At 62.3% G+C, this 19,164-nt stretch carries 24 protein-coding genes; 14 read left to right on the top strand and 10 right to left on the bottom strand.

All coding sequences use genetic code 11. The annotated features are described in order from the left end of the window. Position 1: 1 nt before the first annotated feature. The 8 genes from FQV27_RS11915 to mdh form a co-directional block, all read right to left on the bottom strand. Positions 2-2,968, bottom strand: coding sequence for a 2-oxoglutarate dehydrogenase E1 component (locus FQV27_RS11915; RefSeq protein ID WP_147098734.1), 2,967 nt, complete (start codon positions 2,966-2,968; stop codon positions 2-4). Between the two features lie 115 nt (positions 2,969-3,083). Further along, positions 3,084-3,587 (bottom strand): DUF805 domain-containing protein, encoded by a 504-nt coding sequence (locus FQV27_RS11920; RefSeq protein ID WP_186827291.1) that lies wholly within the window; start codon positions 3,585-3,587, stop codon positions 3,084-3,086. Then, a complete protein-coding gene (locus FQV27_RS11925) occupies positions 3,584-4,159 on the bottom strand; it encodes a DUF805 domain-containing protein (RefSeq protein ID WP_186827292.1) in 576 nt (191 codons plus the stop codon). Before FQV27_RS11925 ends, FQV27_RS11920 begins: the two co-directional genes overlap by 4 nt. Positions 4,160-4,167: 8 nt before the next feature. Further along, positions 4,168-4,554: a hypothetical protein gene (locus tag FQV27_RS11930; RefSeq protein ID WP_147098740.1), complete on the bottom strand. Its 387-nt coding sequence runs from the start codon at positions 4,552-4,554 to the stop codon at positions 4,168-4,170. A gap of 65 nt (positions 4,555-4,619) precedes the next feature. Continuing rightward, positions 4,620-5,504 (bottom strand): succinate--CoA ligase subunit alpha, encoded by an 885-nt coding sequence (sucD, locus tag FQV27_RS11935; RefSeq protein ID WP_147098742.1) that lies wholly within the window; start codon positions 5,502-5,504, stop codon positions 4,620-4,622. A 9-nt stretch (positions 5,505-5,513) separates the two neighbouring features. Further along, on the bottom strand, positions 5,514-5,990 hold the full coding sequence (locus FQV27_RS11940) for a hypothetical protein (protein WP_147098744.1): 477 nt from the start codon (positions 5,988-5,990) through the stop codon (positions 5,514-5,516). Positions 5,991-5,993: 3 nt separating this feature from the next. Beyond that, entirely contained in the window at positions 5,994-7,187 is a 1,194-nt protein-coding gene (sucC, locus tag FQV27_RS11945) for an ADP-forming succinate--CoA ligase subunit beta (protein WP_147098746.1), read from the bottom strand. A 258-nt stretch (positions 7,188-7,445) separates the two neighbouring features. Next, complete coding sequence (mdh, locus tag FQV27_RS11950) at positions 7,446-8,408, bottom strand: malate dehydrogenase (protein ID WP_147098748.1); 963 nt, start codon at positions 8,406-8,408, stop codon at positions 7,446-7,448. A gap of 96 nt (positions 8,409-8,504) precedes the next feature. On the opposite strand from mdh, the gene FQV27_RS11955 reads away from it, so the two are divergent. From FQV27_RS11955 to FQV27_RS11995, 9 genes are all read left to right on the top strand, one after another. Next, the gene (locus tag FQV27_RS11955; protein WP_147098750.1) at positions 8,505-9,257 is read left to right on the top strand and encodes a sulfite exporter TauE/SafE family protein; all 753 of its coding nucleotides are present in this window, start codon (positions 8,505-8,507) and stop codon (positions 9,255-9,257) included. Between the two features lie 92 nt (positions 9,258-9,349). After that, on the top strand, positions 9,350-9,904 hold the full coding sequence (locus FQV27_RS11960; protein ID WP_147098752.1) for an NnrU family protein: 555 nt from the start codon (positions 9,350-9,352) through the stop codon (positions 9,902-9,904). An 18-nt stretch (positions 9,905-9,922) separates the two neighbouring features. Continuing rightward, a complete protein-coding gene (locus FQV27_RS11965) occupies positions 9,923-10,129 on the top strand; it encodes a DUF1737 domain-containing protein (protein WP_147098754.1) in 207 nt (68 codons plus the stop codon). Between the two features lie 220 nt (positions 10,130-10,349). Then, a complete protein-coding gene (sdhC, locus tag FQV27_RS11970) occupies positions 10,350-10,739 on the top strand; it encodes a succinate dehydrogenase, cytochrome b556 subunit (RefSeq protein ID WP_147098756.1) in 390 nt (129 codons plus the stop codon). Between the two features lie 9 nt (positions 10,740-10,748). Continuing rightward, on the top strand, positions 10,749-11,141 hold the full coding sequence (locus FQV27_RS11975) for a succinate dehydrogenase, hydrophobic membrane anchor protein (RefSeq protein ID WP_147098758.1): 393 nt from the start codon (positions 10,749-10,751) through the stop codon (positions 11,139-11,141). Positions 11,142-11,175: 34 nt separating this feature from the next. After that, complete coding sequence (sdhA, locus tag FQV27_RS11980; RefSeq protein WP_147099003.1) at positions 11,176-12,993, top strand: succinate dehydrogenase flavoprotein subunit; 1,818 nt, start codon at positions 11,176-11,178, stop codon at positions 12,991-12,993. Next, positions 12,993-13,361 (top strand): hypothetical protein, encoded by a 369-nt coding sequence (locus tag FQV27_RS11985; protein WP_147098760.1) that lies wholly within the window; start codon positions 12,993-12,995, stop codon positions 13,359-13,361. Before sdhA ends, FQV27_RS11985 begins: the two co-directional genes overlap by 1 nt. Then, on the top strand, positions 13,361-13,678 hold the full coding sequence (locus FQV27_RS11990) for a hypothetical protein (protein WP_147098763.1): 318 nt from the start codon (positions 13,361-13,363) through the stop codon (positions 13,676-13,678). Before FQV27_RS11985 ends, FQV27_RS11990 begins: the two co-directional genes overlap by 1 nt. A 123-nt stretch (positions 13,679-13,801) precedes the next feature. Further along, positions 13,802-14,581 carry a succinate dehydrogenase iron-sulfur subunit gene (locus tag FQV27_RS11995; RefSeq protein ID WP_147098765.1) on the top strand — a complete coding sequence of 260 codons (780 nt, stop codon included), beginning with the start codon at positions 13,802-13,804 and terminating at the stop codon, positions 14,579-14,581. 104 nt (positions 14,582-14,685) lie between these two features. Here the strand turns inward: FQV27_RS11995 and FQV27_RS12000 are convergent, their stop codons facing one another. Together FQV27_RS12000 and FQV27_RS12005 are read right to left on the bottom strand one after the other, a co-directional pair. Continuing rightward, the gene (locus FQV27_RS12000; RefSeq protein WP_186827293.1) at positions 14,686-15,816 is read right to left on the bottom strand and encodes a DMP19 family protein; all 1,131 of its coding nucleotides are present in this window, start codon (positions 15,814-15,816) and stop codon (positions 14,686-14,688) included. Positions 15,817-15,826: 10 nt separating this feature from the next. After that, positions 15,827-16,183, bottom strand: coding sequence for an ArsR/SmtB family transcription factor (locus FQV27_RS12005; protein ID WP_147098769.1), 357 nt, complete (start codon positions 16,181-16,183; stop codon positions 15,827-15,829). 195 nt (positions 16,184-16,378) lie between these two features. Between FQV27_RS12005 and FQV27_RS12010 the strand changes: the two genes are divergently transcribed. From FQV27_RS12010 to FQV27_RS12030, 5 genes are all read left to right on the top strand, one after another. After that, positions 16,379-16,744 carry an AtpZ/AtpI family protein gene (locus FQV27_RS12010; RefSeq protein WP_147098771.1) on the top strand — a complete coding sequence of 122 codons (366 nt, stop codon included), beginning with the start codon at positions 16,379-16,381 and terminating at the stop codon, positions 16,742-16,744. After that, a complete protein-coding gene (locus tag FQV27_RS12015; RefSeq protein ID WP_147098773.1) occupies positions 16,719-17,540 on the top strand; it encodes a F0F1 ATP synthase subunit A in 822 nt (273 codons plus the stop codon). The genes FQV27_RS12010 and FQV27_RS12015 overlap by 26 nt, the downstream gene beginning before the upstream one ends. A 62-nt stretch (positions 17,541-17,602) precedes the next feature. Then, positions 17,603-17,827, top strand: a complete 225-nt coding sequence (locus tag FQV27_RS12020) for a F0F1 ATP synthase subunit C (RefSeq protein ID WP_147098776.1) — start codon at positions 17,603-17,605, stop codon at positions 17,825-17,827. Between the two features lie 73 nt (positions 17,828-17,900). Then, on the top strand, positions 17,901-18,578 hold the full coding sequence (locus tag FQV27_RS12025) for a F0F1 ATP synthase subunit B' (protein WP_147098778.1): 678 nt from the start codon (positions 17,901-17,903) through the stop codon (positions 18,576-18,578). After that, entirely contained in the window at positions 18,578-19,132 is a 555-nt protein-coding gene (locus tag FQV27_RS12030) for a F0F1 ATP synthase subunit B (RefSeq protein WP_147098780.1), read from the top strand. Before FQV27_RS12025 ends, FQV27_RS12030 begins: the two co-directional genes overlap by 1 nt. The last annotated feature ends 32 nt before the right edge of the window (positions 19,133-19,164 follow it).

A 19,164-nucleotide genomic window follows, 5' to 3' on the forward strand; every position in this document is an offset into this window, starting at 1 on the left:
CTTACCCCTGAATGGTCAGCGCGTCGTCAACGAGCGCCTGCTGTTCCGCCTTGTGGCGCGAGGCAAGCCCCGTCGCCACAGAGGCCGCTGCCGCCCGACCCGCATAACGCGCGCGTCCGGCCTTGTGTTCCAGCTTGTCGAGAACCCATTCGAGGTTCGGCTCGACAAAGTTCCAGGCGCCCTGATTCTTGGGTTCTTCCTGACACCAGATCAGTTCGGCATTCGGGAAGCGGCCCAGTTCCTTCAGAAGCGATTGCTGCGGGAAGGGATAGAACTGTTCGAGGCGCATCAGATAGACGTCGGTGATACCGCGTTCGTCGCGTTCCTTGAGCAGATCGTAATAGACCTTGCCCGAGCACAGAACGACACGGCGGATCTTGTCGTCCGCGACCAGTTCGGTCGGCGAGTTGCCGCGTTCGGCATCGTCATGCAGCACGCGGTGGAAGGTCGATCCGGTCTGGAATTCTTCCGCGGTCGAAACCGCCATCGGGTGACGCAGAAGCGATTTCGGCGTCATGATGACCAGCGGCTTGCGGAAGCTGCGATGAAGCTGGCGGCGCAGCAGGTGGAAATAGTTCGCCGGCGTCGTCACATTCGCGACGATCCAGTTATCCTCGGCCGACATCTGCAGGAAACGTTCCAGACGGGCAGAGGAGTGTTCGGGGCCCTGACCTTCGTAGCCATGCGGCAGCAGCATCACCAGACCCGACATGCGCAGCCATTTCTTCTCGCCCGAGGAGATGAACTGGTCGAACATGATCTGCGCGCCATTGGCAAAGTCGCCGAACTGCGCTTCCCACATGGTCAGCGCGTTCGGTTCAGCCAGCGAATAGCCGTATTCGAAGCCCAGAACCGCATATTCCGAGAGCATGGAATCATGCACCTCGTAGCGGGCCTGATCCTCGCGGATATTGTTCAGCGGGTAATAGCGCTGTTCGGTCATCTGGTCGATGAAGGCCGAATGGCGGTGGCTGAATGTGCCGCGCGTGGAATCCTGGCCGGTCAGGCGCACCGGGTGGCCTTCCAGCAGCAGCGAGCCGAAGGCAAGCGCCTCGCCCGTGGACCAGTCAAAGCCCTTGCCGGATTCGAACATCTCTTTCTTGGCGTCGATAAGGCGGCCGACGGTCTTGTGCAGGCTGAAATCGGCAGGCGGCGTGGTCAGCGCGCGGCCGATCTGGGCCATGTCATCGACCGGAATGCCGGTATCGCCGGGCGTGTATTCGGCACCTTCCTTCTGAAGCCCGGTCCACTTCCCGTCCAGCCAGTCGGCCTTGTTCGGCTTGAAGTTCTTGCCGATCTCGAATTCTTCGTTCAGATGCGCCTGGAACGCGGCCTTCATATCCTCGATCTCGCCTTCGGGGATCAGCCCGTCGGCGACCAGCCGGTCGGTATAAAGCTGAAGGGTCGTCTTATGGCCCTTGATCTCTTTATACATGAGCGGGTTCGTGAACATCGGCTCGTCGCCTTCGTTATGGCCGAAGCGGCGATAGCAGAAGATGTCGAGAACCACGTCCTTGTGGAACTTCTGGCGGAATTCGGTCGCGACCTTGGCGGCGTGGACCACGGCTTCGGGGTCGTCGCCATTGACGTGGAAGATCGGCGCCTCGACCATCAGCGCGATGTCGGTCGGATAGGGCGAGGTGCGGCTGAAATGCGGCGCCGTGGTAAAGCCGATCTGGTTGTTCACGACAATATGGATCGTCCCGCCCGTGCGGTGGCCGCGAATGCCCGAAAGCTGCAGACATTCCGCGACGATGCCCTGACCGGCGAAGGCCGCGTCGCCATGCAGCAGCACCGGCAGAACCTTGGTGCGGTCCGGCATGTCCTGCAACTGGTCGCCCTTGGCGCGCGCCTTGCCCAGCACGACCGGGTTCACGGCCTCAAGATGAGAGGGGTTCGCGGTCAGCGACAGGTGGACGACATTCTCGTCGAACTCACGGTCCGACGATGCGCCGAGGTGATATTTCACGTCGCCTGAACCGTCCACGTCCTCGGGCTTGAAGCTGCCGCCCTGGAATTCGTGGAAGATCGCGCGGTAGGGCTTGTTCAGGACATTGGCCAGGACCGACAGGCGGCCACGATGCGGCATGCCGATGACGATTTCCTTCACGCCAAGCGCACCGCCGCGCTTGATGATCTGCTCCATTGCCGGGATCAGCGCTTCGCCGCCATCAAGGCCGAACCGCTTGGTGCCCATATATTTGACATGCAGGAACTTTTCGAAGCCCTCGGCCTCGACCAGCTTGTTCAGGATGGCGCGGCGGCCATTCTGGGTGAACTGGATTTCCTTGCCGTAACCCTCGATACGTTCCTTCAGCCAGGCGGCTTCTTCAGGGTTCGAGATATGCATGTATTGCAGCGCGAAGGTGCCGCAATAGGTGCGCTTCATCAGTTCGGTGATCTGGCGGATGGTGGCGACTTCCAGCCCAAGCACGTTGTCGATGAAGATCGGCCGGTCGAGATCGCCCGCGTTGAACCCATAGGTCTGGGGCAGCAACTCGCCATGATCGGGAACCTCGCGCAGCCCCAGCGGGTCAAGCTGCGCATGCAGGTGGCCGCGGATACGGTAGGCGCGGATCAGCATCAGCGCGCGGATCGAATCGAGCACCGCCTGACGCATCGCATCGGGCGAGATTTCCTTGCCCTTCTCGGTCGCCTTGGCGGCGATCTTTTCCATCGCCGCGTTTGCCTCGGCCTTCGACGCCATTGGCCATTCGCCGGTCAGCGCGGCAATGTTTTCGCCTTCCGGCGCGGGCGGCCAGTCGGCGCGTTTCCAGCTTGGACCCGCGGCCTCGGCCTTGGCATCGGCGGCGTCGTCGCCCAGGGCAGCGAAATAGCGGTCCCATGCCTCGTCCACGGCCTTTGGATCGCGCGCCCACTGGCCGTAAAGCTGTTCGACATAGGTTGCGTTATGCCCTTGCAGGAAGGACGAATCGTGGAATTCGACGTTTTTGGGTTGCTCGGTCATTTTTGAACCTCGGAAGGGTTGGGTCCGTAAGGGTTGGGGCCAGGTTGAGAGGGGTCTTCCATCGGCCTGAACGGGACGGTCCCGGTGCGGCCAAGACGGATATGGGGGTTACAGGTCATGCCAGGCCCTTCTGGTTGTCCAAGGGCGGCTGACTGGGCAGCAGAAGCAGGCCCGTGACATGCGAAAAAGCGATCAGCGTCGCGATCAGGGCGGTGCCAAGGACCAGCAATGCAACGGTCACGGACAGGCCGGGCATGAACCACAAAGTCAGCAGCATGGCCATGACCGTTGCAGGGGTCTTGAGCAGGCACAGGACCAGCAGCACGATGCCCAAGCCCGCCACAGGCATCAGCGGCACAAGCATCAGGCCGGGCCGCTCGCCCACATCGTTCAGCCGGCGCGCCCCTGCCGCCGTGACCGGCAGATAGAACAGCGCCAGAACCAGCAGGACGGCCCATCCGAATGGCACCGTGTCGCGCGCCTGCCACAGCACCGCGACGATGGCGGCCAGCAGCAGGGCGGCTGCACAGATGAACGGCAGGTATTCGGCACGCGAGGACCGGCCCTTCCAGTCCAGCGAGCCTGTGATGCCGCGACGTATGGCCGATGCGAAAGTCATGCCTGCCCCCCAAGCGGGTCGGGGCCGAAGCGGTTCGGGCCTTTGGTGCCGCGCCATGCGAGTGCGATGATCAGCGCGACATGGGCCGCGAGGACCAGAAGGATGATCTTGCCGATACCGGGGCCCGAAAAGCTGAACGTGACGGCACCGTATTGGCGGAAGGCGTCCATCAGGCCCTGCAGGCCGAAGTAATAGATTGCCGTCCCCCAAAGCAGCACGAATTGCAGGATCAACGGCGCAATGAACCACCAGCCGCGCAGGTTCAGGTCATGCATCCTGCGCCAGCCGACCGCCAGAAGCGGCAGAAACGTCGCCAGCATGAAAATCGTTCCAAACCAGCCGCTGGTGTAAAGCCTGCTTTGCCCGCCGTCGGGCGTCGTTTCGACAACCGGGCCGAACAGGGTCGAATTCAGGATAATCAGCAGGATCTGGCCGGCGATCAGGAACAGGATGAAATACCAGAACTCGCTGCGCGGCGCGCGCCCCGAAAACCGGGCGTATTTCTGAAAGCAGGCCCGGACTGCGGCGCCCATCGGGCCGCGATGTGGAGGAGGGGGGATTACACTGGCCACTGGTTCACTCATGCGCAGAAAATGTCGATCATGCGCGCGCCGGGATCGTCCAGCGGCGCGGCCTGAATGGCATGTTCGATCCGCTCGACCCGGCGGCTTTCAAGGCGGCACAGCGCAACGGCGGCCTGCTGATCGGCATTCGCGGGGGCCGAGGCGGGGTGATAAATAACCCGCCAGCCGAATTCCCGGCGCGAGACCGTGCGCACGGCGGCGGGCGGCAGGCTGGTCGCGCGGGGCAGGTTGGTCATGGCGGGCACGCCGCCGCGCAGGATCTCATCGGTGTTGCGCGGCCCGCAGGCGGTCAGGCACAGGGTTGCGATCAGTGCCGAGGGCGCAAGCCATTTGCCCGCGCGGGCGGGGGAGGGGTCGGGACAGGCGTGGCTGGCTTCGGTCATCTCAACCTGCTGCACAAATTTTCCGCACCCCCATAGTTAGGACGGGGATGCGGCATGTCAAATCATCAGCCCTTGATGGCCTTCAGAACGGCTTCGCCAAGCTGGGCGGGGCTGTCGGCGACGACGATCCCGGCCTTCTTCATGGCCTCGATCTTACTCTCCGCGTCGCCCTTGCCGCCCGACACGATGGCGCCCGCATGGCCCATGCGCCGGCCCGGAGGCGCCGTGCGCCCGGCGATGAAGCCGGCGGTGGGCTTCCATTTGCCCTTCTTCTTCTGTTCGGCCAGGAATTCGGCGGCTTCTTCTTCGGCGGAACCGCCGATTTCACCGATCATGATGATGGATTCGGTTTCCGGGTCATCAAGGAACATGCGCAGCACGTCGATATGTTCCATCCCCTTGATCGGGTCGCCGCCGATGCCCACGGCCGAGGACTGGCCCAGACCCACGTCAGAGGTCTGCTTCACCGCTTCATAGGTCAGGGTGCCGGAACGGCTGACGACGCCGACCGAGCCGCGACGGAAGATGCTGCCCGGCATGATGCCGATCTTGCATTCGTCGGGCGTCATGATGCCGGGGCAGTTCGGCCCGATCAGGATCGAGTTCGAGCCTTCCAGCGCGCGCTTGACCTTCATCATGTCCAGAACCGGGATGCCCTCGGTGATCGCCACGATCAGCGGCACTTCGGCGTCAATCGCTTCCAGAATGGAATCCGCCGCGAAGGGCGGGGGCACATAGATCGCGGTCGCGTTCGCACCGGTTTTCGCCACGGCCTCGTGGACCGAATTGAAGACCGGCAGGCCCAGATGATCGGTGCCGCCCTTGCCCGGCGTCACGCCGCCGACGACCTGCGTGCCGTAAGCAATCGCCTGTTCGGTGTGAAACGTCCCCTGGGATCCGGTGATGCCCTGGGTGATGACTTTGGTGTTCTTGTCTACGAGAATGGCCATGTGGTTCCTCTAGGATTTCTGCCCATTTCCAAGCGCGGTTGCGACAGCGTTACAAAAGTCGACGATGTCGAACTTCGTAAAGTATCCGTTGTCGCATTCGCTTGTGATGGTGGTGATCTTCACGCTGTCGGGGGATTCGGCATGCATGAGTTTGTGATGTATGATCTTGTTCGCGACCAAGCGCAGATCAAACTCGGGCGTGGTTTCGGAAAAGCTGACGACGTGAGGACTGTCTCGGTTGGTGCTTGTTGATGAAGTTGCTGGCTTGCCAGCGTCATTTAAATCCAGATACCTCCGGACATAGACGGCCGTCTCCACAAGCTTTCCATCGAGAGCGATAACCCGTGCCTCGATTTCAGTCGTTCCGTCTGCGGGCCACTCATCATTAACCAAGCTATCGAGTTCGCGCGCGGCGCGCCTCGCATGTTCATACGACGTCGCCAACAGGCGCTTTCTATCGAGGTTTAGATGATTGGCCTCTGTCATTGCCTAGCCCTTCACCGCCTTCACGATCTTCTCGGCGCCGTCTTTCAGGTCGTCGGCGGCGATCACGTCCAGACCGGATTCGTTGATGATCCGCTTGCCTTCTTCGACGTTGGTGCCTTCCAGACGCACGACCAGCGGAACTTTCAGGCCGACCTCTTTCACGGCGGCGACGATGCCTTCCGCGATGATGTCGCAGCGCATGATGCCGCCGAAGATGTTCACGAGGATGCCTTTGACGTTTTCGTCCGAGGTGATGATCTTGAACGCTTCGGTCACCTTGTCCTTGGTGGCACCGCCGCCGACGTCAAGGAAGTTGGCGGGTTCCGCGCCATACAGCTTGATGATGTCCATGGTGGCCATGGCCAGACCCGCGCCGTTGACCATGCAGCCGATTTCACCATCGAGCGCGATATAGTTCAGGTCGTATTTCGACGCGGCGAGTTCCTTGGGGTCTTCCTCTGTCTCGTCGCGCAGGGCGAAGATGTCGCCGTGGCGGTAAAGCGCGTTGTTGTCGAAGCCCATCTTGGCGTCGAGCGCCTTCAGGTTGCCATCGGTGGTCACGATCAGCGGGTTGATCTCCAGCATCTCCATGTCCTTGTCGATGAACAGGCGATAGAGATCCTTGACCAGCTTGACGCATTGCTTGACCTGCGCGCCCTTCAGCCCAAGGGCGAAGGCCACGCGGCGGCCGTGGAAATCGGACAGGCCCGATGCCGGATCGACGCTGAACGAGACGATCTTTTCCGGGGTCGAGGCCGCGACTTCTTCGATATCCATGCCGCCTTCGGTCGAGGCGACGAAGCTGACGCGCGAAGTGCCGCGATCGACCAGCAGGGCCAGATACAGTTCGGTTTCGATGTCCGAGCCGTCTTCGATATAGATGCGGTTGACCTGCTTGCCGGCCTCGCCCGTCTGATGCGTGACCAGCGTGCGGCCCAGCATCTGGCGCGTCATCTCTTCGGCTTCCGAGGTCGACTTGGCCAGCCGGACGCCGCCCTTTTCGCCGGCTTCGGCTTCCTTGAACTTGCCCTTGCCGCGACCGCCGGCATGGATCTGGGCCTTCACCACCCAGAGCGGGCCGTCGAGTTCGCCCGCAGCGCTTTTCGCATCTTCGGCACGGGTCACGACGCGACCGTCGCTGACCGGAACGCCATAATCGCGCAAGAGCGACTTGGCCTGATATTCGTGGATGTTCATGGCAAACCTCTTTTTGATACGGTTTGGCGGGCTTTCTGGCACATTCGAAAGCGGGTATGAACCTTTTTCGCCGCGAAAGGGGTATGGCGGCGAAAAAAGCGCATATTGTGATCACGGGAAATTTTCATGTGATCACAAACGTGCCCGGCAGGCTGTCCCGGCGCCGAATATGGCCCGGAGCGGAACGAAAAAAGGGCGGCAGGTTGCCCCGCCGCCCGTTTCGGTGATCCGGCGCGCCGGATCGGATCGTCTATCGGATCACTTCAGCGACGGGTCGATCTGCTTGCAGGCCTCGACCAGGCCCTTCACGGCGTCAACCGATTTGTCGAACATCGCCTGCTCGTCCTTGTCCAGCTTGATGTCGATGACCTTTTCGATCCCGCCCGCGCCGATCACCGTCGGCACGCCGACGTAAAGACCCTTGAGGCCATAAGCGCCGTCAACAAAGGCCGCGCATGGCAGGACGCGCTTCTGATCCTTGAGGTAAGCCTCTGCCATCTCGATCGCCGAGGTGGCGGGGGCATAGAAGGCAGAGCCGGTTTTCAGCAGGCCCACGATTTCGGCGCCGCCATCGCGGGTGCGCTGCACGATCGCGTCAAGCTTGTCCTGCGTGGTCCAGCCCATCTTGACCAGATCCGGCAGCGGAATGCCCGCGACGGTCGAATAGCGGGCCAGCGGCACCATCGTGTCGCCGTGGCCACCCAGCACGAAGGCGCTGACATCGCGCATCGAAACGCCGAATTCCAACGACAGGAAGTGGCGGAAACGGGCCGAGTCGAGCACGCCCGCCATGCCGACGACCTTCTCGGCCGGAAGGCCCGAGAATTGCTGAAGTGCCCAGACCATCGCGTCGAGCGGGTTGGTGATGCAGATCACGAAGGCGTTGGGCGCATGGGCCTTGATGCCTTCGCCAACCGATTTCATGACTTTCAGGTTGATGCCCAGCAGGTCGTCGCGCGACATGCCCGGCTTCCGCGGAACGCCCGCGGTGACGATGCAGACATCGGCACCGGCGATATCGGCATAGTCGTTGGTCCCCTTAAGGGTGGCGTCAAAGCCCTCGGCCGGGCCGGATTCGGCAATATCCAGCGCCTTGCCCTGCGGCGTGCCTTCGGCGATGTCGAACAGGACGACATCCCCCAGTTCCTTCATCGCGGCGAGATGAGCCAGCGTGCCGCCGATCTGGCCGGCGCCGATAAGAGCGATCTTGGGACGAGCCATGGTTTCCTCCGGGAAATGGTCTAATGGTCGTGGCATGGGTTAGACGCTCGACAACAGGCTTTCAAGGCGCGATTCGCCCTGCCGGGGGAGGGAAGCATGGAGTTATCGCAAACATCGTGGCTGCTGGCGATTCTCGCGGCACTCGCGGTGGGAATGTCGAAAGGCGGTCTGAGCATGATCGGCGCGACCGCCGTGCCGATCATGGCGCTGAGCATGTCACCCGTCGTCGCGGCAGGGATCATGCTGCCCATCTATGTCGTGTCTGATATCGGCGGGCTGATCGCGTTCCGGCGCAGCTTTGACCGCCGGGTGCTGGCGACGATGGTGCCCGGCGCGCTTGCCGGGATCGGGCTTGGATGGGCGACAGCGCATATCGTCAGCGATGCCATCGTGATGCTGATCGTGGGGCTGATCGGTCTGGCCTTCGCGCTGAATGCGCTGATCCGCCGTGGCGGCGGGACCGCGCGCGCGCCGCGCTTCGGCGCAGGCAGCTTCTGGGGCATGATCTCGGGCTATACCAGTTTCGTCAGCCATTCGGGCGCGCCGCCCTATCAGGTTTATGCGCAGCCCCTGCAACTGAGCAGCACCGCCTATGCCGGGACCACCACGGTCTTCTTTGCAATCGTGAATGCCGTGAAGCTGATTCCCTATGCGGCGCTTGGCCAGTTGAGCGTCGATAACCTGCGCATCTCGGCCGTGCTGATCGTGCCGGCGGTTCTGGGCGTCTGGCTGGGGCTGAAACTGTTGCGCATCATTCCGCAGAAGCTGTTCTACAAGCTGATTACGCTGGCCCTGCTCGCCGTCTCGCTGCGCCTGATCTGGAGCAGTGTCGCCACGCTGGCAGGCTGACGCGGCGGGGCCGGATTGCGCTGCCGCAGTTGCCGCTCGGCCCGAATGATGCCAGAACGGTCGCCGAGTTCATCCAGCCCCGGAGGCGCCAGATGCTTATCCTGATCCTCGGTCTTGCCCTTTGGTGGGCGGCCCATCTGTTCAAACGGATCGCGCCTGACGCCCGCGCCAGACTGGGAGAGCCAGGCAAGGGAATGGTGGCGGCGGCGCTGGTTCTGTCGGTCGTGCTGATGATCTGGGGCTACCGGATCGCACCCGTCGATGCCGTCTGGTGGGGGCCGTCCCCGATGATGAAGGGCATCAACAATCTGCTGGTGCTGGCGGCCTTCTATCTGTTCGCGGCCTCGGGGATCAAAACCGGCATCACCCGCCGCCTGCGTCATCCGCAACTGCTGGCCGTGTCGCTGTGGGCAGTGGCGCATCTGCTGGTCAATGGCGATCTGCCATCGCTGGTTCTGTTCGGCGGGCTGCTGGCCTGGGCCATTGTCGAGATCATTGTCATCAATCGCAGCGCGCCCGACTGGCAGCCGCCCGCCCATGCTGTCCCGATCCGAAAAGAGGCGATGGCCCTGATCGGTGCGATCGTCGTCTTCGGCGTGGTCGGATTGGTCCATGCCTGGCTGGGTTACGACCCGTTCGGTGCCTGAGGAAAGGGCTTTTCAATCATGGCGACCATCTATCGTTTCCTGACCGAGGACGACACGTCGGCCTTCTGCCACAAGGTCAGCGCGGCGCTGTCCAAAGGCTGGCAATTGCATGGCGGCCCGACAATGGCGTTCGATTCGGCGCAGGGCGTCATGCGCTGCGGACAGGCCGTGACGAAAGAGATCGCCGAGGATTATCACCCCGACATGAAGCTGGGCGCGCAATGAGCGTTGCTGCATCCGGGGGCGGCGGGCAGGCGCGCGGGCGACACATGATCACACGCCCGAATTGCGTGATCACAAAACGCGGAAATCCGCCGGATTCGGCATTGGTCTGGACAAGTGCGGGTGACAGGCGCGAAAAAGGCCGTATGACATCTTGCAAAATCCAGCCAGCCCGCGCGCCAGCTGTCGCCGTGGGCCCGCATGAAGACCGAAGGGGGATAACATGGCTGATGTGAACCGGGGCAACCGGCCGCTTTCACCGCATTTGCAGGTTTACCAGCTTCCGCTGGCCGCCATCACCTCGATCGTGAACCGCGCTGCGGGTCAGGCCATGGTGGCGGGGCTGCTGCTGCTGGCCTTCTGGCTGCTGGGTGCAGCGGCGGGCGGCGGTCTGTGGGACTGGGCGGACTGGCTGACGCGAAGCTGGTTCGGCTTCCTGGTCCTTCTGGGGTCGTGCTGGGCGCTTTGGTATCACTTCCTGGCCGGTATCCGTCACTTCTTCTATGACGCCGGTGAAGGGCTGGAGATCGAAACCGCGCGAATGACCAGCATCGCGATCATCGCGGGATCGGTCATTCTGACCCTGCTCAGCCTCATCATCTATTGGATTTAAGGGGAAGCCATGCGTTACGTCACCCCCCGCAAGGCCGCCGTCGGACTGGGCGCGTCCCATACCGGGACCGAACATCACTGGTGGATGACCGTCAGCTCTGCCGCGCTGGCGCTGCTGACCCCGTCCTTCCTGATGGTCATGGGCACCGCGCTGCAATTGCCCGAGCGCGCAGATATTCTGCTGTATTTCACCCGCCCCTATCCGGCGATTGTCGTCGCCATTTTCATGACGCTCGGGATGATGCACTTCATCAAGGGCAGCCGCATCATGATCGACGACTATCTTGAACACACCGCGCGCAAGGTCGCGATCATCGGCTTCAGCATCTTCGGCTGGGCGGTTATCGCCTTCACGCTTTTCGCGCTGGCACGCATCCAGCTTGCCTTCGCACAGGCCATCTGAGGTTCCCATGTCCGACACCAATGACGAAAAACAGATGGACGAAACGATCGCCCAGAAATACCCCTATCAGGTGCATGACTATGACGTGGTCGTGGTCGGCGCCGGCGGGGCGGGACTGCGCGCGACGCTTGGCATGGCCGAACAGGGCCTGCGCACGGCCTGCGTGACCAAGGTTTTCCCGACGCGCTCGCACACCGTGGCGGCGCAGGGAGGCATCGCCGCCAGCCTGTCGAATATGGGCCCGGATAACTGGCAGTGGCATATGTATGACACGGTCAAGGGGTCCGACTGGCTGGGCGATACGGATGCGATGGAATACCTCGCCCGCGAGGCACCCAAGGCGGTTTACGAACTGGAACATTACGGCGTGCCGTTTTCCCGCACCGAAGAGGGCAAGATCTATCAGCGCCCCTTCGGCGGCCACACGACCGAATTCGGCGAAGGCCCGCCGGTGCAGCGCACCTGCGCCGCCGCCGACCGGACAGGCCACGCGATTCTGCACACGCTTTACGGCCAAAGCCTGAAGAACAACGCGGAATTTTTCATCGAATATTTCGCGCTCGACCTGATCATCACCGATGGCAAATGCACCGGCGTCGTCTGCTGGAAGCTGGATGACGGCACCATGCATGTCTTCAACGCCAAGATGGTCGTGCTGGCCACGGGCGGTTATGGCCGCGCCTATTTCAGCGCCACCAGCGCCCATACCTGCACCGGCGATGGTGGCGGGATGGTCGCGCGCGCGGGTCTTCCGCTGCAGGACATGGAATTCGTGCAGTTCCACCCGACCGGCATCTATGGGTCCGGCTGCCTGATTACCGAAGGCGCGCGGGGCGAGGGCGGTTATCTGACCAATTCGGAAGGCGAGCGGTTCATGGAACGCTATGCCCCGACCTACAAAGATCTTGCGTCCCGCGACGTTGTCAGCCGCTGCATGACCATGGAGATCCGTGAAGGCCGCGGCGTGGGCGAGGAAAAGGACCATATCTTCCTGAACCTGATGCACCTGCCGCCCGAAACGCTGGCGGAGCGTCTGCCCGGCATCAGTGAATCGGCGAAGATCTTTGCGGGCGTCGATGTGACCCGCGAACCGATCCCGGTATTGCCGACCGTGCATTACAACATGGGCGGCATCCCGACGAATTACTGGGGCGAAGTTCTTGACCCGACCGAAGCCGAACCCGATCACGTCTTCCCCGGCCTTATGGCCGTGGGTGAGGCAGGTTGCGCCTCGGTTCACGGGGCGAACCGCCTCGGCTCGAATTCGCTTATCGACCTCGTGGTGTTCGGGCGCGCGGCGGCGATCAAGGCGGGCGAGGTCGTTGACCGCGCAGCCCCGGTTCCGGCAACCAATGTGGCCGCCGTCGACAAGATTCTGGAGCGTTTCGACAGCATCCGCTATGCCGATGGCGGCACGCCCACGGCCCAGCTTCGGGGCGAGATGCAGCGCACCATGCAGGCCGATGCGGCTGTCTTCCGGACTGACAAGACCCTGGCGGAAGGCGTTGAAAAGATGAAGGATATCGCAGCCAAGCTGAACGATCTTCACGTCACCGATCATGGTCTGATCTGGAATACCGACCTGATGGAAACGCTGGAGCTGACGAACCTCATGCCGAACGCCATGGCCACCATCGTCGCGGCCGAAGCGCGCAAGGAATCGCGGGGTGCCCACGCCCATGAGGATTACCCCGACCGCAACGACGCCGACTGGCGCAAGCACAGCCTTGCGTGGGTAGATGGCAACAATGTGACGCTGGCATATCGCCCGGTCCATCTTGAACCGCTGACGAAAGAAAACGAAGGTGGTATTGATCTGAACAAAATAGCACCGAAGAAAAGGGTTTACTGATGCGTCTGATCCTCTCGCTTGGTGCCGTGTCGCTGGCTTTGGCCGGCTGCGTGGCCCCCGTCACCACCCCGGCACCGGCACCGGTCGTCAATCCGCCGGCCGTGGCACCGCCCCCGGCAAGCACGCTGGACAGTTCGACCCGCGCCGTCGCGCGCGAGGTCGTCAACCGCGAGATGGCCAAGCGCCTGCCGGGCCGCAACGTCGCGCCCTACAGCGATTGCGTGGTCAACAATGCCTCGATGGCTGAGCTGTCGGATATTGCGGCGCGCGGCGTGAACGATTCCACCTCGGCGGCGTCCTCGGTTGCGGTGATCGTGCAGCGGCCCGACACCACGCAATGCATCGCCAAGGTCGCGGCGACCGCCTGATGCGCGTTGCGGCGATCACATCGCTGTTGATCGGCCCGGTGGCGCTTGCCGCCTGCGGGCCGATCCCGGTCGAACAGGCCGAACGCATCTGCATGGATGACGCCTATCACGCGGTCGCGCCGCGCGGCACGGTCGGGGTAGGCGTTGGCAGCGGCGGGCGCGCCTATGGCAGCGTCGAGCTGTCGGTGACGTCCGATTACGTGATGGGCCGCGACCCGGCGCAGGTTTACGCGCAATGCGTTCAGCGCCGCTCGGGTCAGCCGCCGTCGCAGCCCCTGTACAGCCAACCCGGCTGGGACAGCTATCGTCCCCGCTGATGCCAAGATGGGCCGCACGTCCCGGCATATGCCAAACGGCGCAAAGATAAACTGCCCCCGGTCCCCCGACCGGTCATATGACGCCTTCCAGGTCCGCGAGACCCAGAAGAAAGGAGCCTGACAATGGTCGAATTCTCCCTGCCCAAGAACAGCAAGATACGGGTTGGCAAGACCTGGCCCAAGCCGGAGGGCGCGACCAATCTGCGCAAGTTCAAGATTTATCGCTGGGACCCGGATACGGGTGAAAACCCGCGGCTGGACACCTATTTTGTCGATATGGACCGTTGCGGGCCGATGGTTCTGGACGCGCTGATCAAGATCAAATCGGAAATCGACCCGACCCTGTCCTTCCGGCGGTCCTGCCGTGAAGGCATCTGCGGGTCCTGCGCGATGAATATCGACGGCGGCAACCACCTTGCCTGTATCTATGGCATGGACGAGATCGACGGCGACGTGAACATCTATCCGCTGCCGCATATGGCGGTGGTCAAGGATCTGATCCCGGACCTGACGCATTTCTATGCGCAGCATGCCAGCATCAAGCCTTACCTGATTACCCACTCGCCCGAGCCGGGAAAGGAATGGAAGCAGTCGATCGAAGACCGCAAGAAGCTGGACGGGCTTTACGAATGCATCATGTGCGCATCCTGTTCGACATCGTGCCCCAGCTATTGGTGGAATGGCGACAAATATCTTGGCCCGGCGACGCTGCTGGCGGCCTATCGCTGGATCATCGACAGCCGCGACGAGGCGACGCCGGAACGGCTGGACGATCTGGAAGATCCGTTCAAGCTGTATCGCTGCCACACGATCATGAACTGCACGAATACCTGCCCGAAGGGGCTGAACCCGGCGAAAGCCATCGCGGAAATCAAGCATATGCTGGTTGATCGCATCGTCTGATAACGACGGTCGCTATCCTGAACGCCGCGTCGCAGCCGAACGTGCTGCGGCGCGGCTTTGTTCACCGGCAGGGCCACCCAGCTTGAGATATCAACGCGGCGTCATCAAGGCTGCGGGTTCAGCCGTTCCTGAATCTGCTGTGCAAAATCGCGATCCCATCGCGGTTCCAGATCAAGCGGGTGCATGTCCTCGTTGAAAACAGGATCGGCGGCGCCGTTCGATCCGTCCCATGCCGCTATCCGCGCGGTCTGGTCCGTGGGGTAGGGCTGGCCTAGCAGTTGCATCGCGGCCGTCAGCTGCGCCGCCGGTTCGACCAGATTCCAGCGCTGCATCGCCTGATACAGTTCTGGGGCCATCGCACCCGCGCGACTGCGGATATATTGGGCGATGCCGCCTTTCGCAGCCTCGGATTTGTAAACCTGTATCAGGGCAAGATCGCGCAGGTTCGGCGGCATGTCCGCGAAAGGGTTCGCCTGATCGGCGCGCGCCTGCCAGTCACCGGCGCAGCGGATGATTTCAGTCAGCGCCCATCCTGCATAGATGCCGGATTCCACGGTTCCCGCCACGGTCTCGCGTTGCTTCGCAAGGTCAGGATTTGCCGCAACGATTTCGCCGGCCTTCACCATCAGCATGGGTGCCGCGGTGCTGAGACGATAATTGAATTCGTCCATCGCCTTCAGGAAGCCGGGCGATGGCTTCGTCGCGAGTTCGCCGGCAAGATAGCGCTTCCGCTCGGCCACGGTCGCGGGCCCGTTGGAGCTGCCTTCAGCGTCAGCTGAAAATGCAACGAGCGCGACCAATATTGTCCCGGAGTGATCGGACAGGTCGCGCCTGTTCAGGCTGTCGAGGAATTGTTCCAGAAAGCGATCGTCCACCTCAGTCGCCAACATGGTAACAGGCCAGGGGTTTGGCGGCATGGTGTAATCGTAGAGCGCAGACAGAAGCACGATATCGCGCTGTTCGGGCGGCATAAGCTGCAACTTCATCAGTGCCAGGTTCTGCTGGTCGCGATACACCTCTCGTATTGCCTGTGCCGGGTTATTGCTGTCGGGGTCAGGGGCTTTTGCGGGCGAGAGCAGCGAAGCCAGCGTATGCGCCTCGTGCATCAATGCTGCAGGCACGGGGAAGCGCAGATGCGGACCCGGCTGACAGTCAGCAGGTATGGGGCCCGATTGCGCATTCGCGGTGGCTGCGAACAGGCAAAGGGAAAGGGTCGTCAGCGTTCGCAATATCATTGCATCCTCATCAAAGCGCGCGGCTGGACGCGTCATCATCGTCCAGCATCTGCGCGAGATACTTTTCAAAATCGTCCAGATCCACCGGATCGAACTGGCCGAAACCCTGCATCCAGATGGACGCCTTTCGCAAGCCCTCGGGGTTCAGGCGGCACCAGGTGATGCGGCCGCGCTTCTCCTGCTGGATCATCCCGGCAGAGGCGAGGACGACCAGATGTTTTGAGACCGCGGCAAGGCTGACATCGAAAGGTGCGGCCACATCGCTGACGGCCATGTCGTCTTCCAGAAGCATCGCCAGTATCCGCCGCCTTGTCGGGTCGGCGAGGGCGGAAAAGATCTGATCGAGATGCATGTCGTGATCGGACATCGGGGATTTTACGCCTTAACGCTTAACTTGTCGGTTGAATTATGGGGCAGGGCGCGACCGGGTGCAACCAGTCGGCCCTCGTCAGAACGGTGTGTTCGTATAAGTAAAATCAAAGGGTTAAGACGAATTCCGTTCTGCTTGACTCGGACCCGCCTGACCCCTATCACCGCCCCCAAGATAACAGGGGTGTGAAGCTTGCCCGATCTCGACCGTGACGCGCCTGATCCTGAACGGCTGCGGCAGCTGGAAGAGAGGCTGGCAAAAGCGAATGCCCCGAAAGGGCCTTCTCAGGCGTCGATTGCCTTTGGTCATGCGGATACCGCGTGGCGCATGGTGATCGAACTGGTATCGGGACTCGGGATCGGGTTCGGGATCGGTTACGGGCTGGACTGGTTATTCGGCACCATGCCGATCTTTCTGGTCCTGTTCCTGCTTGTGGGGCTGGCGGCCGGCATCAAGGTGATGCTGGGAACCGCCCAGGAAATGCAGCGCAGGGCTGCGGCGAACATGCAGGGCGACCTGCCGAAGACGAGGGATGATACACGTGGCGACGGAAGCTGAAACCGGCCTTGCCTTCCACCCGATGGACCAGTTCGTGGTCAAGCCGCTGTTCCGGCATATCGAGCCGGGCACCTGCGTGCCGTCGCAGAACATCACCGAAGGCTGCATTCGCTGGTACGAGCCGACGAACGCGACGCTGTGGCTGGGCCTGACCGCGCTTGCCATCATCGCGCTGTTCGTCTTCGGCACGCGCGGGCGCGCAATTATCCCGAACCGCGTCCAGTCCATCGCCGAGATGACCTATGGCATGGTCTACAAGATGCTGGAGGATATCTGCGGCAAGGAAGGGCTGAAATATTTCCCCTTCGTGATGACGCTGTTCTGCTTCATCGTGTTTTCGAACTATCTCGGCCTGCTGCCCAAAAGCTTCTCGACCACCTCGCAGATTGCCGTGACCGGCGTGCTGGCGCTGATGGTGTTTCTGGGCGTCACCATTCTTGGCTTCGTCAAGAACGGCGCGCATTTTCTCGGCCTGTTCTGGGTCAGCTCGGCACCGCTTGCGCTGCGTCCGGTGCTGGCGCTGATCGAACTGATCTCGTATTTCGTGCGCCCGGTCAGCCACTCGATCCGACTTGCCGGCAACGTCATGGCCGGCCACGCCGTCATCAAGGTTTTCGCGGCCTTCGGCGCAATGCTTCTCATCAGCCCGATCATCGGGATCGTGGTGACACCGCTTTCGGTGCTGGGCATTGTCGGGGTTTACGGGCTGGAAATGCTGGTTGCGATCATCCAGGCCTATGTCTTCACCATTTTGACCTGCGTCTATCTGAAAGATGCGCTGCATCCGTCGCACTGACGGGCGGCAACAGGTCAATCACCACAAACCAAACCATCCCATAGCCTCAAGGAGCAAGAAAAATGGAACTTATGGGTCAGTATCTCGGCGCGGGTCTCGCTTGCATCGGTATGGCGGGCGCCGCCATCGGTGTGGGCAATGTTGCCGGCAACTATCTTTCGGGCGCGCTGCGCAACCCGTCGGCTGCCGCTTCGCAGACCGCCACGCTGTTCATCGGCATGGCCTTCGCCGAAGCTCTGGGCATCTTCTCGTTCCTGGTTGCGCTGCTGCTGCTGTTCGCAGTCTGATCCCTGCCATCCTTGCGGTTGGATGGGGGCGGCGCCCCCATCCGATTGTAACTTGAACGGCCAGAGGTAAGACATGTTCAGCCTGTTGCAAGCAGCAGCCCCCACGGCTGCCGAAACCGATACCCACGCTGCCCCGGCGAACGCAGAGGCTGCGGCGGCTGCCGCCGGTCACGGCGCGGACGCGGCGGCGCATGCGCCAGCAGCGACCGGACACGCGGTCGAGGCTGCGGGCCACGCAGAGGCCGCCGGTCAGGCGGTCGGTATGCCCCAGCTCGACATTACGACTTTCGGCAACCAGATCTTCTGGCTGCTGGTTACGCTCGCAGTGCTGTACTGGGTGCTGTCGAAGGTTGCTTTGCCGCGGATCGACGCGGTGATTTCGGATCGTCAGGGCGCCATTACCGGCGATCTGATGCAGGCCGAGGAATACAAGAAGAAAGCCAAGGACGCCGAGGCCGCCTATGACAAGGCGCTGTCGGATGCGCGGGCCGAGGCTCATAAGATCGTCGCGGCACAGAAGGCCGATATCCAGAAGGATCTGGATAACGCCATCGCGAAGGCCGATGCGGAAATCGCCGCGCGCACGTCGGAATCCGAAAAGCGGATCGGCGCGATACGTGACAGCGCGACCGCTGACGCGCGCAGCGTCGCCCGCGACGTCACCGCCGAACTTGTCCGCGCCTTTGGCGGAAATGCCGATCAGGGCGCAATCGACGCGGCGGTTGATGCGCGTCTGAAGGGGGCTGCGTGATGAAGAAACTCGCTTTTCTGCTGTCGCTGACGGCCAGCCCTGCGCTTGCCGCCACGGGTCCGTTCTTCACGCTGCGCAACACGGATTTCGTCGTCACCATCGCGTTTCTGGTGTTCATCGGCATCCTTGTCTACTTCAAGGTTCCGCAGATTGTCGGCAAGCTGCTCGACAAACGCGCGGAGGGCATCCGCGCCGATCTGGAGGAGGCGAAGCGCCTTCGTGAAGAAGCGCAGGAGATCTACAGCTCTTACGAGCGTCGTCAGCGCGAAGTGCAGGGTCAGGCCGACGAGATCGTCGCCAATGCCAAGCGCGAAGCATTGGCACAGGCCGAGAAGGCGAAAGCCGACCTTGAGCATTCGATCGAGCGTCGCCTGAAGGCGGCCGAGGATCAGATCGCGTCGGCGGAAAGCGACGCAGTGCGCGCGGTCCGCGACAGTGCGGTGCAGACCGCCGTTGCCGCGGCCGGTGAAATCCTGCGTCAGCAGGGTGTTGCCGGGGATCGCGCGGCGGCGCTTGATGCAGCCATCGACGAAGTGGCGCAACGCCTGCACTGAGACATCCCGAGGGACAGGGAGATGGGGCCCGG

Origin of the sequence: Paracoccus aurantiacus (assembly GCF_007993065.1) — a bacterium.
GTDB lineage: Bacteria > Pseudomonadota > Alphaproteobacteria > Rhodobacterales > Rhodobacteraceae > Paracoccus > Paracoccus aurantiacus.